Genomic DNA, 14,091 nt, shown 5'->3' on the forward strand with positions numbered 1-14,091 from the left:
TTGGCCCTGCAGCGGCAAGGGGTTGCTTCACAGCTGCGCCAGCAGATCCCTCAGCAGGGTCTCGCCCATCGGCCAGGGGCCGTGGCCGCTGTCGTCGTTGATGTGACCGACCTCGCCCGCGTCGATGAAGTCGGCGCCCCACAGGGCGGCAAACCCGCAGGCACGGGCGGCGGCGCAGTAGGGATCGTTGCGGCTGCCGACCGTCACCGCGGTGAAGGGCAGCGGATCCGTCGGTACCGGCGCGAAGCGGAGGACCACCGCCGGCACGCGATCCGGCGACTCGACGTCGGGCGGGGCGACGAGCAGGGCCGCCGCCACCTTGTTTGCTGCGTCGGACTCCGCCGCCCAACGCGCGACCAGGATGCAGGCCAGACTGTGCGCCACCAGAACCACCGGTCCCGGTGCGGCGAGGGCTGCGGCGCGGACCGCCGCATCGAGCCGCTCCACCCATCGCTCCGGCTCCGGCGCGTCCCAGTCGCCGAGGTCGACGCGGTTCAGCGCCGGCAGCCTGCCTTCCAGCCATGTCTGCCAATGCCCCGGTCCGGAATTGCCCAGGCCGGGAAGAACCAGAACGGTCGGCTGCGTCATTCTTTCAACTCTGCGTTTGTAAATGTTGCGTGTAGTGTCGGAAGATAACCAAAAACATGGCAAATGCTCTCCGTCCGGTGGGCGGGGCAGGGCCGGGAAGCACCAACCGAAGATAGGGGAGAAGCGCCTTGGACATCAGCGCCACCATCGCACAGGATCTCTGCGACGCCATCGGCCGTGAACTGGACGCCGTCGTGTCCTTCATCGGCAAGGGCGGCACCGTCGCCGCCTCCACCCTGCGGGAGCGGATCGGCACCGGCCACCCGGCCGCGGCCGACATCGTCGCACGGCGGCTGGACGAGCGTGCCGTCAGCCGGGAGGAGGCGGCCAAGTCGGGCGGAACGATGCGCGAGGGATACGCCATCGCCATCGACCTGGACGGCGAGCGGGTGGGGGCGCTGGCCGTCGCCGGGCCGGCCGACCAGGCCCGCCGCTTCGCCCGCCTCGCCCGCCATTGGGCGGTGGCGACCCTGCGGGCCGAGACGGCGGAGAGCCGCCGCGTTGCCCTGATGCGCGACCTGTCCGACCGGGTGGAGCGCGAGGTCGGCGGGCTGGCCGCCGATCTGGCGGATGCCGGGCGCCGGCTGGAGACGGCAGTCGCCTCCGTCCGCACCGCCGGGACCGAAGGGCTGCGCCAGACCGCCGATGCCGCCGGTGCCGCGCGCGCCGTCGACGGGTCGGTCGGCGCCATCGCCGGGATGCTCGACCGGCTGGCCTCCACCTCCGACCAGATCTCCGGCGACACCAGCAAGGCGCGGGAGATCAGCCTGGAGGCGGCGTCCGACAGCGACCGCGCCACCACCGTCATGAACTCCCTGCGTTCCGCGGCGGAGCAGATCGCCAGCGTGGTGAAGCTGATCAACGCCATCGCCAGCCAGACCAATCTCTTGGCGCTCAACGCCACCATCGAAGCGGCCCGTGCGGGCGAGGCCGGGCGCGGTTTCGCCGTCGTCGCCAACGAGGTGAAGGCCCTGTCGCGCCAGACCGCCGACGCCACCAAGCAGATCGCCGATCAGGTCGCCAACCTGCAGAAGGAGACGGCTGCCGTGGACGAGGCGCTGGGCCGCATCCATTCCACCATCGGTTCGATCCAGGCGATCAACGGCACCGTCGCCGCCGCCATCGACGAACAGGCGTCGCTGACCGCCGAGGTGGCGCGCTCGCTCGACCGCTCCCGCCAGGATGCCATGGCGGCGGAACAGCGGATCGGCGACGCCGAACAGACGCTGGGCGGGGTGACGCGCACGCTGGACGAGCTGGCTACGCTGAGCCAGACCATCGCGGCGCGGGCGGGAAGCCTGGGCAGCGGGCTGGGCAGCCGGTTGTCCGACGCGCTGCGTCAGGTCCGCGGGTAGGGCTGCCGGTCCACCGGGTCGCCGCCGGGGCCGGTGATGATGCGGGCGCTGCCGCTTCGCGCGGCGGGGGCCGCGCCGCCCGGCAGGGGCACGATCAGCCGGCGCTTGACCGGCTGCTGCGCCGCCCGGCGCGACACGCCGGCGAAGATCTGCTTCGACGCCTCGATCATCGTCACCCCGGCGAAGGCCTTGAACCAGCGGACGCCGACCTCTTCCCAGGCCGGCGCCGTCTTTTGCAGGAAATGCGAGCGCAACGGCGGGATGAACAGGGCGTGGCGGGTGCGTTCCGGCACGAACATGGTGTCGCGCAGCACCTGCTTCAGCTGCGAGGCCGAATAGGGGAAGCCGTGGCCGAAGGGCGTCCAGTCGGCGCGCGCCCACAGGCCGCGGCGGTTCGGCACCACGGCCAGCACCCGGCCGCCGCCGGCCAGCACGCGCCAGATCTCGCGCATCATCGGCCGCAGCTGTTCCGTACCCTCCAGGCCGTGGACCAGCAGGACGCGGTCGATGGTGTTGTCGCCGAAGGGCAAATCCGCCTCGTCGCCCAGCGCCACCATGCCCGGCCCTTCCGCCGGCCAGAAGCTGACGCCCTGGCTGGCCGGCATCACGGCGACCACCCGGTCCGCCTCGCCCATGAAGGGGCGCAGGTACGGGGTGGTGTAGCCGACGCCCAGCACGATCTGGTCGCGCACGTCGGGCCAGATGGTGCGGATGCGCCGGCGGATCATCCGCTGGGCGGTCCTGCCCAATCCGGACTCGTAGAACTCCCTCAGATCGACGATATCTGTGTACATGGTATTCCAAGCGTAACACGGGTTTCGTATCGCAACAGCAGGGAGTCCGCTGCCGTGGAGGTCATTCTCGTTCCGGCTTTCGCCGACAATTACATCTATGTGCTGCGCGACGCGGCATCCGGCAAGGTCGGCGTTGTCGATCCCGGCGACGCGGCCCCGGTGCAGGCCGAGCTGGAGCGCCGCGGCTGGACCCTGAGCCACATCTTCCTGACCCACCATCACAACGACCATATCGGCGGCGTGGCGGAGTTGAAGGCCCGCCACCGCGCCACCGTGATCGGCGCCCGTGCCGATGCCCACCGCATTCCCGACCTGGACGTGGCGCTCAGCGACGGCGACCGCACGGTGTTCGGGGAGCAGACCGCCCGCATCATCGCCGTTCCCGGCCACACCAGCGGCCACATCGCCTTCTGGTTCGAGGCGGCGGAGACTCTGTTCAGCGGCGATACCCTGTTCTCGCTCGGCTGCGGACGCCTGTTCGAGGGCACGCCGGCCCAGATGTGGGAGTCGCTGCAGGGCCTGCGGGCGCTGACCGATTCGACCCGCGTCTATTGCGGCCACGAATACACCCAGTCCAACGGCCGCTTCGCCCTGACCGTCGACCCCGCCAACCCGGCCCTGCAACAGCGCATGGAGGAGGTCGCGGCATTGCGCGAGCGCAACCAGCCGACCATCCCGACCACCATCGGCCTGGAACGCCGCACCAACCCCTTCCTGCGCGCCGACGACCCCGGCATCCAGTCCGCCATCGGCCTGTCCGGCGCCCCGGCGGTGGAGGTCTTCACCGAACTCCGCCACCGCAAGGACCATTTCCGCGGGTAGGAGCCGTCGTTCGGCCGCAGCTCCCGGTCAGAACTGCTTCAGCAGGCGGTCGATGTAGTTGCGTTCCTCCTGCGGGCGGCCGTACTGGCCGGAGCGGCGGCGGAGTTCGTCCAGGATTTCGCGGGCGCGCTGCAGTTCCGACTGTTCCGGAATCTTCACGTCGTTGGAGTCCTGCATGCCGTAACCGGACGGGCGGCGGCCCAGAGGGTCGCGGCCACGGCCGTTCTGGCGCGGCATCTGGCCCTGCTGGCCCATCATGGCCGGTCCCTGGCCCATCATCATCTGCTGGGCCATCTGTTCGGCCATGCCCTGCATCCCCTGCTGAAGCTGTTCCATCGCCTCGGTCTGCGACGGCACGGCGGCGCCGGGGGCGCCCTGTTGCAGGGCCTGGGCGGCGTCGCGCATGGCACGTTCGGCGCGGCCCAGCGGCTGCGGGATCTCGCCGCCCTGCTGCTCACCCATTCGGCGCATCAGCTCGCCCAGCTGGCGGCGCAGGGCCTCCTGATGTTCGGCCTGCTTCTGCAGGGTCGGGCTGCCAGGATTCTGTTGGCCGTTCTGTTGGCCGTTCTGCTGCTGGCCGTTCTGGTTGCGGCGCTGGTTGGACTGCCGGTTGCGCGGCTGTTCGCCCTGCTGCCCCTGCTGCTGCTGATCCATCGATTCCTGCGACTGGCGGAAGCTCTGGTCCAGAAGCTGTTGCTGCTGCTGCGCCAGCTTCTGCAGCTGCTGCATCATCTCCCAGTTCTGGTTCTGCTGCTGGCCGTTCTGCTGGTTCATCTGGGCCATGGCGCCGGAGCGCATGTTCTCCAGCATCTGCTGCAGCTGGGACAGCATCTGGCGTGCGGCGTCGCGCGATCCCGTCTGCGCCATCTCGCGCATCTGGTCGAGCATCTGCTGCAGGTCGTTGCGGTCCGTCATCTGGTCGGCCATCTCCGGCGGAACCATGGGCAACTGCTCGCCGCGCTGCATGGCTTCCATCATCCGCTGTTCCATGGCGTCCAGGAACTTGTCGAGAGCCGCCTGCAGCTCGTCCATCAGGCGGTTCAGCTCCTCGTCCGACGCATTCTTGTCCAGCGCCTCGGAAAGCCGCTTCTCGGCGTCGCGCAGATCCTTCTCGGCCAGCGACAGGCCGCCGTCCTCGATGCGCAGCGCGGTTTCCCACATCAGCTGCTGCAGCGGGGGGATGGCCTCGGCGCTTTCATCCAGCATCAGCCGGGCGATGGCGGTGCGCATCGACAGGAAGGCGACGATGTCGTCGCCATAGGTGCCGGGCCGGGCGGAGATCTCGGCCAGCGCGCGGGCGACCTGCACCCGCGAACCCTGCGGGTTGCGGGTCAGGATCTTGCGCTGGTTCACGATGGCGCGGGCGACGGGGTGGTTGAAGGTCCGTTCCGGCAGGGTGATCGCCGCGTCCTCCGACCGGCCGGTCTGGCCAGCGCCATCGGCGGCGGTCAGGCGCACGGTCACCGGCATGCCGGCCCAGGGGTGGGCGGTCAGGTCTTGGAAGGCGGTGCTGTGCGCCTCCTTCGGGCGGACTCCGGGCAGCGACAGCGGAAGCTCCAGCATCTCGGCGCTGTCCGCCTTCTCCTCCGCCGCTTTCCTGTCGGCGTCGGTCGCCGGCGGAGCAGCGGGGGCGAGGCGGATTTGCGCCTTCACCTCGGTCAGGCCGTAATCGTCGCGTGCGGCATAATCCAGTTTCAGGGCGCCGCGCTCCGCCGCCGATGGCGGGCTGGCATGGGCGATGATGGGCGCGCGGTCCGGCACCACTTCGATCGGCCAGGAGCCGAGCGTGCGGCCGCCCTGGGTGACGGAGATGCGGGTGCCGCCGGTCACCGGCCTTTGCACCTGGAAATTGGTGGAATCCACCGCCTCGAACGGGCCGGTCCGGTCGCCGGCCTCCAGGCTGGGGGTGCCGCTGCCGCCGGTGACGCGGGCCAGCACGAGGCTGCCCTGCGGAACCTGGACCGGCTGGTCGGCCGGCTGCTGGCCGGACGCCTGCTTGTTGGCTCCTTGCTGGCCGGGGGGCGTGGTGCCGGGTGTGCCGGCGGGTGTGGCGGTGGAGCCGGATTTCAGGAAGACCGGCGGCAGGCCGGTATACTCGGGCGGGTTGATCCAGAGATCGAGCGTCGCCGTGGCCGTGGCGGTGCCGCCGTCCAGCCGCGGGGTCAGGGCGGCGGCCACCCGCGGGCGCCAGTCGCCCCAGGCGGCGGCCCCCGCCACCACCAGCGTCAGGATCACAAGGGCGCGCAGGGCGTAGCGGTCGTGCGACGGCACCTCGGTCCCCGGCCAGGCGACGCGCAGCTTGCGCATCGCGGCCCGGGCGCGCTCCTGGTGCAGGCGCCATAGGGCCTGGGCCATCGGGTCGTTGCCGGCCGGACGGTCGCGCAGGGTGTGCAGCGGACGGTGGTCCAAACCGCTGTCGCGCTCCAGCCGCCGTCGCGCCTCATCCTCGGCCGGAGCGCGGAAGCGCCGGACGCCGACGACGAGCGACAGCAGGAAGGCCGCGGCGAGCGCCAGCAGCGCCAGCGCATGCAGCCAGCCCGGCAGCAGGATCAGCAGATTCAGCAGGGCCAGCGCCAGAAAGGCGCCCAGCACGGACAACGGCGCCCACAGCGCCGGCCCCAGCCGTTCCCATAACAGCGCCGCGCGCGCCTGGACCAGCCGGAAGCGCGGCTCTCTTAGGCCGTCGCCCCCCGGATTGCCATCGGCAGGCCGGTTCGGCCCAGCTCCGGAGTCGCCGCGTCGCTCGTTCTGCTTCATGCCGCCCCCTCCGCGCCGAAATGCAGCCGGTCCGCCACCCACCGATACTGCTGCGCACGCCAATCATATAGGTGCCGGCGATGGATTTTGCCCATCGGCGCGATGGTACAGCCCATCATTGCGTAGTGGCGAAACTATGGCGGCGAAACTATGGCGCGAAAATTCAGAGCCGGAACAGGCGGTTGAGCCTTCAGTCGCCGTCGCCGGGCGGCAGCGGCTGGGACGGGGTGGCGCGGCGCCGGGTCTCGCGATGCAGGATGTACAGGCCGCTCGCCATCACCACCGCGGCCCCGATCACCATGGTGCCGGTCGGCACCTCCCCCCACATCAGCCAGCCGAAGCCGACCGCCAGCAGGAGCGAGGTATAATTCAGCGGCGCCACCACCGCGGCCGGCGCCAGCGAATAAGCCCGCGTCAGCATCAGCTGACCGCAGCCGCCCAGCAGGCCGGTCGCCACCAGCAGAAGCCAGTCCAACGGCTCCGGCGTGACCCAGGAAAAGGGCAGGGTCAGCCCAAGGAGGACGGTGGTCAGCAGGGTGAAATAGAAGACGATGGTGTCCGGCGGCTCCGTCCGGCTCAACTGGCGGATGGCGATCATCGCCAGCGCGTTGGTCAGCGCGCCGGCTAGTGCGATGATGGCTCCCAGGTTCAGCACGTCGCCGCTGGGCTGTACGATGATCAGCACGCCGGCGAAGCCCACCAGCACCGCGCTCCAGCGGTGGATGCCGACCTTCTCGCTGAGCAGCGGCACGGACAGCGCGGTGAGGAACAGCGGGGCGGCGAAGTTCAGCGCGATGGCGTCGCCCAGCGGCAGCAGGTGGAACGACCAGAACATGGCGACCATGGTGGTCAGCCCGATCAGCGACCGTCCCATATGGCCCCAGGGATGGCGCGTGTACAGCGTGGACGCGAAGCCCTTGCCCAGATGGATCGACAGGCAGACCGGGATCAGCGCGAACAGGCTGCGGAAGAACATCACCTCGGTCACCGGGAAGCGGTCCATCAGGAGCTTCGCCAGGACGTTCATCAGCGAGAAGAACAGCACCGACGCCAGCATCGAACCGATGCCGAGCGGGGTGTTGTCGATGCGCTTGTGCGGTTTGGAGAGGGTTTGCGGCGGGACTGTCACGGTGCCCCGAGCCTACCAAGCGAAACCGCCCGCGTCACGGTGTCGCGACGCGGGCGGTCATGTCCACGGGGTATGGCGGCGTTGCGAAAACCCGCCCGACCCGCCGTCTAACCGGCTGAGGAGCTTAAACTTTGAACAGGCCGGTGATCTCGGCCTCGGCGCGCAGCCAATGCTCCTGCTCGCGCCCTTCCTGACGGCCTTCCTCTTCCCAGATCTGGTAGGCGCGTTCCTGGATCATCCGGTTGCGCTGGCCGCTCAGCAGGCCCTCGGCGATGTTCATGTTCAGGCGGGCCAGCGAGACCAGCTTGCTCGTCTCGATGGCGCCCTGGGTCGCCAGCATGGTGGTGGAGACGACATACTGCGCCAGATTGCGCAGGTTGGCCTTCACCTCCGGCTCGACCGGGCAATCGTCGTTCAGCAGGACGGTCTTGATCGCGATCCACAGCTTCAGGTTCTGGTCCAGCGCGATGCTGACCTTCTCCGGAGCATCCGATTCCAGAAGGCAGCTGGCCGCCTGCAGCAGGACGATGCTGTCCTGTTCCACCGACGCGAAGTTGGTCCGCAGGATGATGTCGGCCCAGCTTTCCACCGGCGCTTCGAAGACGGGCGCGGCAGCGGAAGGAGCGGTTGCGGGAGCAGCGGAGGCGGCGGTCTTGCGCTTGGTGGCCATGGTGGGTTCCCCGGGGAGCGTTCGGTCCGCGTCCACTTGAGCCGACCATGTTTAAAATGCAGTTAAGACGCTACCGCCGCGCGCGTTTTCCCACCGCCAGACGCCGCGACACGATGTCCTGTCGTGCCGGCAGGGTCAGGGACCGCCGAAAGGCAAACGGTAATAAAAGCCGAAGACGTTGTTGGTGCCCGCCGCCGGATCCCCTGCGGCGGCATCGTTGACGATACGGCTGTAGCCCAGGCTGAAGCGGGAGTTGTTGTCGAATTGGTACCCCAGTTCCAGCTGCGAGCGGAATTCCGTGGTGGGTGCGCCCTCCCGCCGCACGGTGGGCAGGGTGCCGGCGCCGACGCTGGGGGTGAAGACGAAGGAGCCGAGCGGCACGTCGATCAGGACGCCGCCCATGATGCCGGCCAGTCCGCCGGAAACACCGGCGCTTCCCGTGCCGGGCAGCCCGCCGGTCAGCCCGGTCACGGCGCCGCGCGGGGTCAGGCTGCTTCCGGTGCCCGGCCCGATCCAGGGCTGCACGTTGGCGTAGCCTTCGATCTGCGGGATCAGCGAGGCGCCGATCCGCATCTTGCTGTTGAGGACGGTGAGGCTGCTTTCGGCCGGCGGCTGCAGGCTGTAGGCAAGGCCGCCCAGCGCCCAATTGCCGAATCGCCCGTCGGCGTCGATCGCCTGTGCCGCTGCCGGTGCCGCAAGGGTGCACGTAAGGATGCCGGCGAGCGCACCGGCGATCAGGCCGGCCCGCGCCGCGGCGGGTGTGCTGTGCGTCAGGTGGCTGAACAGGCGGTTCACGGGCACCCTCCGGTGACGCGTCGGCTCCAAGCAAGCGTTCTCGGCCACTATAACGATGGGGCGTGGCCGTCGTCCCATGGTGTATCGGCGCTACCCCTAGGATGTCGTGATTGGCATCGGCGTTTCAACCATGAAAGCAGGAGCGGGGCGGGGCGCTGCTCTGTTACCATCACGTCATGACCGCGCATCCCGTCGATCGAAGCCCGACCCCGCCGCAGGGCTCCAGCCAGCAGGAGGAGGCGATCGCCTTCCTGAGCGATCCGCACAGCCATGGCGGTCGGGCGGTGGAGCGGATCGACACCCATGCCGCCCTGGTTTTCCTGGCCGGCGACCGCGCGCTGAAGCTGAAGCGCGCGGTGCGCTACCCTTATCTGGATTACTCGACGGTGGAGAAGCGCCACGCCGCCTGCCTGGCGGAACTGGCGATCAACCGCCGCACCGCGCCGGCGCTCTATCACGACGTGGCGGCACTCCGCCGCGGCGCCGACGGACGGCTGTTCCTGGATGCCGGCGACGGCCCGGGAGACGCCGTCGATTGGCTGGTGTCGATGACGCGCTTTCCGGACGACGCGCTGTTCGACCGCATGGCGGAGCGGCACCGGCTGACCCCCGACCTGATGCGCCGGCTGGCCGAACGGATCGCCGCTTTCCATGGCGAGGCCGACCCCAGGCCCGATGGCGGCGGCGCGGAAGCGATGCGGGCGGTCGCCGACGGCAACCTGGAGGATCTGCGAGCCGCTCCCGACCTGTTCCCCGAAGCCATGGTGGCACGGCTGGCGGAGCGCACCGCGGCGGCGCTCGACCGGCTGGCGCCGCTGCTGGAGGAGAGGCGGCGGACCGGCCTCGTCCGGCACGGGCATGGCGACCTGCATCTGCGCAACATCGTCCTGCTGGACGGCGAGCCGACCCTGTTCGACGCCATCGAGTTCGACGAGGCGCTGGCGGTCGCCGACGTCTTCTATGACCTCGCCTTCCTCTTGATGGATCTCGACCACCAGGGGCTGCGGCCGCTCGGCACTGTGGTGCTGAACCGTTATCTGGAGGAGACGGAGGATTACGGCGGGCTGGCGGCGCTGCCGCTGTTCCTGTCGCTCCGCGCCGCGGTGCGGGCAAAGGTGCTGGCCGCAGCACTGCGGCTGGACCGAACCGCTTCCGGCTTGGCGGAGGAGGCGAGGCGCTATCTGGACCATGCGCTGGCGGCGCTCGATCCGCCACCGGCGCGGCTGGTCGCGGTCGGCGGCCTGTCCGGCACCGGCAAGACCTGCCTTGCCGAAGGGCTCGCCCCCGGCCTGGGGCCAACACCCGGCGCGGTGGTCCTGCGCACGGACGTGCTGCGCAAGCGGCTGTGCGGCGTGGCCGACACCGACCGGCTGCCGGAGGACGGCTATGCCGTGCCCGTGACGGAGCGGGTCTATGCCGAACTGTACCGGCGGGCCGCCGCCGTGTTGGCCGCCGGGCATGCGGTGGTGGTCGACGCGGTCAGCGCCCGGCCGGATGAGCGCCGCCGCCTCTCCGCGCTGGCCGCCGATGCCTGCGTGCGATTCGACGGGATCTGGCTGGAGGCGCCCTTGAACGCGCGGGTGGAGCGTGTGGCCAATCGTCGCAACGACGCGTCCGACGCCACCGCCGACGTGGTGGAACGGCAGGAAAGCTATGATTTGGGTACAATCGATTGGACGCGCCTGGATGCTGGCAGGGTTGCAGCGGATGTGCTGGACGACGCCCGCGCAAGCTTGGCCTAATTCCAGGACGGACAACATGTTAAGGGTCGAAAGTCGACGGCTCCGCCCCAGGCCGTGGACCGTTGCGGCCATAGAGCTATGATGATGGGGCGAACGACGGCACGGTGAATGCCCGCCGCACCGGCGGGCGGACCGGAGCCGTCCGGGAAGGGCCGCTCGAACCGGTCCGGGAGGAGTCCATGACCTACAAGACCATCCTTGTGCCGCTGTGCGGCAGTGACAACGATCCGGTGGCCCTCAAAGGTGCGGTCGCGGTTGCGAAGGATTTCGACGCGCATATCGTCGCCCTGTTCGTGCGCCTCGACCCGCGCGATGCCGTGCCGATGCTGGGCGAGGGCATGTCCGGCGCCATGGTGGACGAGATCATGCGCGCGGCGGAATCGGAGTCGAACAACCATCGCGTCGCCGCCCGCCGGCATTTTGAGACGGTGATCGCCGAAGCCGGGATCGAGCTGCGCGACGTCCCCGGCGGGGTGGAGGCGCCGTCCGCCGCCTGGCGCGAGGTCGTCGGGCGGGTTGAGGATGTGGTGCCGATGGAAGGCCGCCTGTCCGACCTGATCGTCTGCGCCCACACCTCCATCGAAGCGGACACCCAGGGCTACACCACCATGGAAACGGCGCTGCTGGGCTCCGCCCGGCCGGTGCTGCTGGTGCCGAAGGATCTGCCGGCGGAGATCGGCCGCACCGTCGCCGTCGCCTGGAACGGCAAGGCGGAGGCGACCCGCGCCGTCGCCGCGGCACTGCCCTTCCTGCGCAGCGCCGAGCGCGCGGTTGTGCTGACCGCCGAGACTTCGGTGACGGAGGCCGCGACAGGACGCCGCATCACCGATTATCTCGCTTGGCAGGGCGTTAACCCTGAGTTAACTATATTGCATCCGGGATCGGAACCCGTTGGGGAGACGGTCACCAAGAAAGCCGTGGAGCTGGGCGCCGACCTGCTTGTTATGGGCGGCTATGGCCACAGCCGGATGCGGGAAATGATCCTGGGCGGTGTCACGCGCTACGTGCTGAACCACGCCGGGCTGCCGGTTCTGATGGCTCACTGATCTTTGCCGGCCTTCGGCCGCGCGGCATCCCCGCCGCCCATTCGGGCGGGGATGCCCTGCGGCGACGGCCGTTTCAAGGCGGGCGTTCCAGCCGAACCGATCCGCCCCTGTCCGCAGGGAGGCCCGGCCGTTCCTGGGAGGAACGCGCCATGTTGACGATCAAGGACTGCATCGCGCTGAGCGATCTCACCGAAGCCGAGATCGACGCGATCGCCGAACACGAACATCTGCCGGAAATGCTGGCGGTGGAGATGGGCCATTGCCTTGCCCACTGCCCCGGCGGACCCGACCGCATTGCCCATATCATCGCCGACGACATCGCGGAGGCCTGTGCCCACGGGCAGGTCGCCCATGCGGTGGAACTGATGCACACCCTGCGGGAATTCGTGGACACGCATCCGCAGGGCTGAAATGGCCGCAGGGCTGAAAGGGCGGTGCCGGCCGCCGGGAACAGTCCGGCCGCGGCGGGGTTCTATTGGCAAGCTTTTTCGCGATTGCCCTTCAGCGGTCGCCCCCGACAATTGCCAAGGACCCCGACGATGGCCAGCAAGACCACCGGTACCCAGGCCGACATCTTCGCCCGCATCAAGACCGATCACGACACCATCCGCAGCCTTCTCGATCAGACCGAGAAGGCCAACGGCAGCGGCCGCGCCGTGTTCGAGGACCTGCAGCGCGAACTGTGGGCCCACTCCAAGGTCGAGGAGGGCGTGTTCTACGCCTCGCTGAAGAAGGCCAAGGAGGCGAAGTCGGAAACCATCGAGGGGCTGAACGAGCATCATCTGATCAACGGCCTGCTGGACGAACTGAACGCGATGAAGACCAGCGACAGCGGCTGGAAGGAAAAGCTCCAGGTGCTGGGCGAACTGGTCCGCCACCACCTGGACGAAGAGGAGGAGGAGCTGTTCGAGGAGGCCAAGGACGTCCTCGACGACACCCGCGCCGCCGAGTTGGGCAGCGTCTACGCCGACCGCAAGCAGCACATCATGGCCGGGCTGGCGCCGCTGTAAGGGCGGGCTTCCTCTCCCGTTCGGTTGCCGCCGGTCGGTAAAAGGGCCATATCTGGACCTTTCTGGAACTGGCCGGCGGTGTCGATGTCAAAGCGTATCTGCGTCAAGCGAGTGCTCCCGCAGCGGGCCGGATGGTTCCGCAACGCCATGGTGGCGGTGGTCACATTCGGGATTTGTGCCGTCATGACCGTTCCGGCCTCCGCCGCTCCCGCCCCGCTGGCGGCAGCGAAGGATCTGGCCCAGAAGACTTGCGCCACGCTTGCGTCGCGGGTCGATGAGGTGTCGGGGCGCGGGCCGCTGTTCCTGCGCAGCTACGACAATTCCTACGCCCCCGGCCCCACCTCGGAGCCGGCGCTGTCCAACGCCGCCTTCACCTACGACAACGCGCTTGCGATCATGGCGCTGACCGCCTGCGGCCGGCAGGACCGTGCCTTGCGCATCGGCGAAGCGCTGCTGGACGCGGTGTCGCTCGACCGCGCCGGCTGGAAGGGACGGCTGCGCAACACCTATCGGGCGGGCGCGCAGAAGCAGCGGCCGATCCCGCCCAACGGCTGGTGGGATGCCGTCGGCAACCACTGGGGCGAGGACCCCTATCAGGTCGGCACCGCAACCGGCAACGTCGCCTGGGCCGGGCTGGCGCTGCTGACCCTGGCGGAGTCGACCGGCCAAACCCGGTTCCGCGACGGTGCGGGCGAACTGGCGCGCTGGGTCGTCGAGCATACCCGCGACCCGCGCGGCCCCGGCGGCTTCAACGGCGGGCTTCAGGGCTTCGACGACGCGCCGCAGCCGCTGACCTGGAAATCGACGGAGCACAACACTGATCTGGTCGCCCTGTTCGGCTGGCTCGGCGGCGATTTTGCAGGTCCGGAGCGCGAGGCGCGCGCCTTCCTCGACACGTTGTGGACGGCCGGTGGCGACCATTTCCCGATCGGCACCGGGCCGGACGGGGTGACGGTCAGCACCTCCACCTCCGGCCTCGACGCCCAGCTCTGGCCGCTGATGCTGCCGAAGGCGCCGGAGCCCTGGCGCGCCGCGCTGTCCTATGCCGAGCGCGCCCATGGCGCCGACGGCGGTTTCGATTTCAACGACGACCGCGACGGCATGTGGGTGGAGGGCACGGCGCAGGCTGCACTCGCCTACCGCGTCGTCGGCCGCCGCGGCGATGCCGACCGGCTGTTCGGCGAATTGCTGAAGGAGATCAGCCCCAGCGGCTATCTCTACGCCACCCGGCCGCAGGTGCTGTCCACCGGCCTTGCCATCGGGCCGGACAGCAAGACCGACGACTTCCTCTATTACCGCCGCCCGCATCTGGGCGCCACCGCCTGGGCGGCGCTGGCGGCGCTGGGCTGGAACCCGTTCACGGGGAAGACGGTTCCGTAACCG

At 69.5% G+C, this 14,091-nt stretch carries 13 protein-coding genes; 7 read left to right on the forward strand and 6 right to left on the reverse strand.

Translation table 11 applies throughout. The annotated features are described in order from the left end of the window. Positions 1-27: 27 nt before the first annotated feature. The gene (locus ACWPKK_RS28370; protein ID WP_452011203.1) at positions 28-588 is read right to left on the reverse strand and encodes an RBBP9/YdeN family alpha/beta hydrolase; all 561 of its coding nucleotides are present in this window, start codon (positions 586-588) and stop codon (positions 28-30) included. Positions 589-716: 128 nt separating this feature from the next. Between ACWPKK_RS28370 and ACWPKK_RS28375 the strand changes: the two genes are divergently transcribed. Further along, entirely contained in the window at positions 717-1,943 is a 1,227-nt protein-coding gene (locus ACWPKK_RS28375; RefSeq protein ID WP_452011206.1) for a methyl-accepting chemotaxis protein, read from the forward strand. Here ACWPKK_RS28375 and ACWPKK_RS28380 read toward each other — a convergent pair. Next, positions 1,928-2,737, reverse strand: coding sequence for a methyltransferase domain-containing protein (locus tag ACWPKK_RS28380; protein WP_149222661.1), 810 nt, complete (start codon positions 2,735-2,737; stop codon positions 1,928-1,930). The genes ACWPKK_RS28375 and ACWPKK_RS28380 overlap by 16 nt on opposite strands. A 54-nt stretch (positions 2,738-2,791) precedes the next feature. Here ACWPKK_RS28380 and gloB point away from each other — a divergent pair, with 54 nt between their 5' ends. Then, positions 2,792-3,559 carry a hydroxyacylglutathione hydrolase gene (gene gloB / locus ACWPKK_RS28385; RefSeq protein WP_452011210.1) on the forward strand — a complete coding sequence of 256 codons (768 nt, stop codon included), beginning with the start codon at positions 2,792-2,794 and terminating at the stop codon, positions 3,557-3,559. Between the two features lie 27 nt (positions 3,560-3,586). Here gloB and ACWPKK_RS28390 read toward each other — a convergent pair whose 3' ends face one another. The 4 genes from ACWPKK_RS28390 to ACWPKK_RS28405 form a co-directional block, all read right to left on the reverse strand. Further along, on the reverse strand, positions 3,587-6,316 hold the full coding sequence (locus ACWPKK_RS28390; protein ID WP_452011213.1) for a TIGR02302 family protein: 2,730 nt from the start codon (positions 6,314-6,316) through the stop codon (positions 3,587-3,589). A gap of 190 nt (positions 6,317-6,506) precedes the next feature. Then, complete coding sequence (locus tag ACWPKK_RS28395; protein WP_452011215.1) at positions 6,507-7,445, reverse strand: DMT family transporter; 939 nt, start codon at positions 7,443-7,445, stop codon at positions 6,507-6,509. Between the two features lie 124 nt (positions 7,446-7,569). Beyond that, on the reverse strand, positions 7,570-8,115 hold the full coding sequence (locus tag ACWPKK_RS28400; RefSeq protein WP_324869757.1) for a DUF2934 domain-containing protein: 546 nt from the start codon (positions 8,113-8,115) through the stop codon (positions 7,570-7,572). A 135-nt stretch (positions 8,116-8,250) separates the two neighbouring features. Beyond that, the gene (locus ACWPKK_RS28405; RefSeq protein ID WP_324869756.1) at positions 8,251-8,910 is read right to left on the reverse strand and encodes a hypothetical protein; all 660 of its coding nucleotides are present in this window, start codon (positions 8,908-8,910) and stop codon (positions 8,251-8,253) included. A 176-nt stretch (positions 8,911-9,086) separates the two neighbouring features. Between ACWPKK_RS28405 and ACWPKK_RS28410 the strand changes: the two genes are divergently transcribed. The 5 genes from ACWPKK_RS28410 (at position 9,087) to ACWPKK_RS28430 (ending at position 14,088) form a co-directional block, all read left to right on the forward strand. Further along, on the forward strand, positions 9,087-10,652 hold the full coding sequence (locus ACWPKK_RS28410) for a bifunctional aminoglycoside phosphotransferase/ATP-binding protein (RefSeq protein WP_452011218.1): 1,566 nt from the start codon (positions 9,087-9,089) through the stop codon (positions 10,650-10,652). A gap of 179 nt (positions 10,653-10,831) precedes the next feature. Continuing rightward, a complete protein-coding gene (locus ACWPKK_RS28415; protein WP_452011221.1) occupies positions 10,832-11,698 on the forward strand; it encodes a universal stress protein in 867 nt (288 codons plus the stop codon). A gap of 149 nt (positions 11,699-11,847) precedes the next feature. Next, positions 11,848-12,108 carry a hypothetical protein gene (locus tag ACWPKK_RS28420; protein WP_324869753.1) on the forward strand — a complete coding sequence of 87 codons (261 nt, stop codon included), beginning with the start codon at positions 11,848-11,850 and terminating at the stop codon, positions 12,106-12,108. 129 nt (positions 12,109-12,237) lie between these two features. Beyond that, positions 12,238-12,708: a hemerythrin domain-containing protein gene (locus tag ACWPKK_RS28425; protein WP_324869752.1), complete on the forward strand. Its 471-nt coding sequence runs from the start codon at positions 12,238-12,240 to the stop codon at positions 12,706-12,708. Between the two features lie 84 nt (positions 12,709-12,792). Beyond that, entirely contained in the window at positions 12,793-14,088 is a 1,296-nt protein-coding gene (locus tag ACWPKK_RS28430; RefSeq protein ID WP_452011225.1) for a hypothetical protein, read from the forward strand. Positions 14,089-14,091 lie beyond the last annotated feature (3 nt).

It is taken from the genome of Azospirillum largimobile, assembly GCF_977007025.2.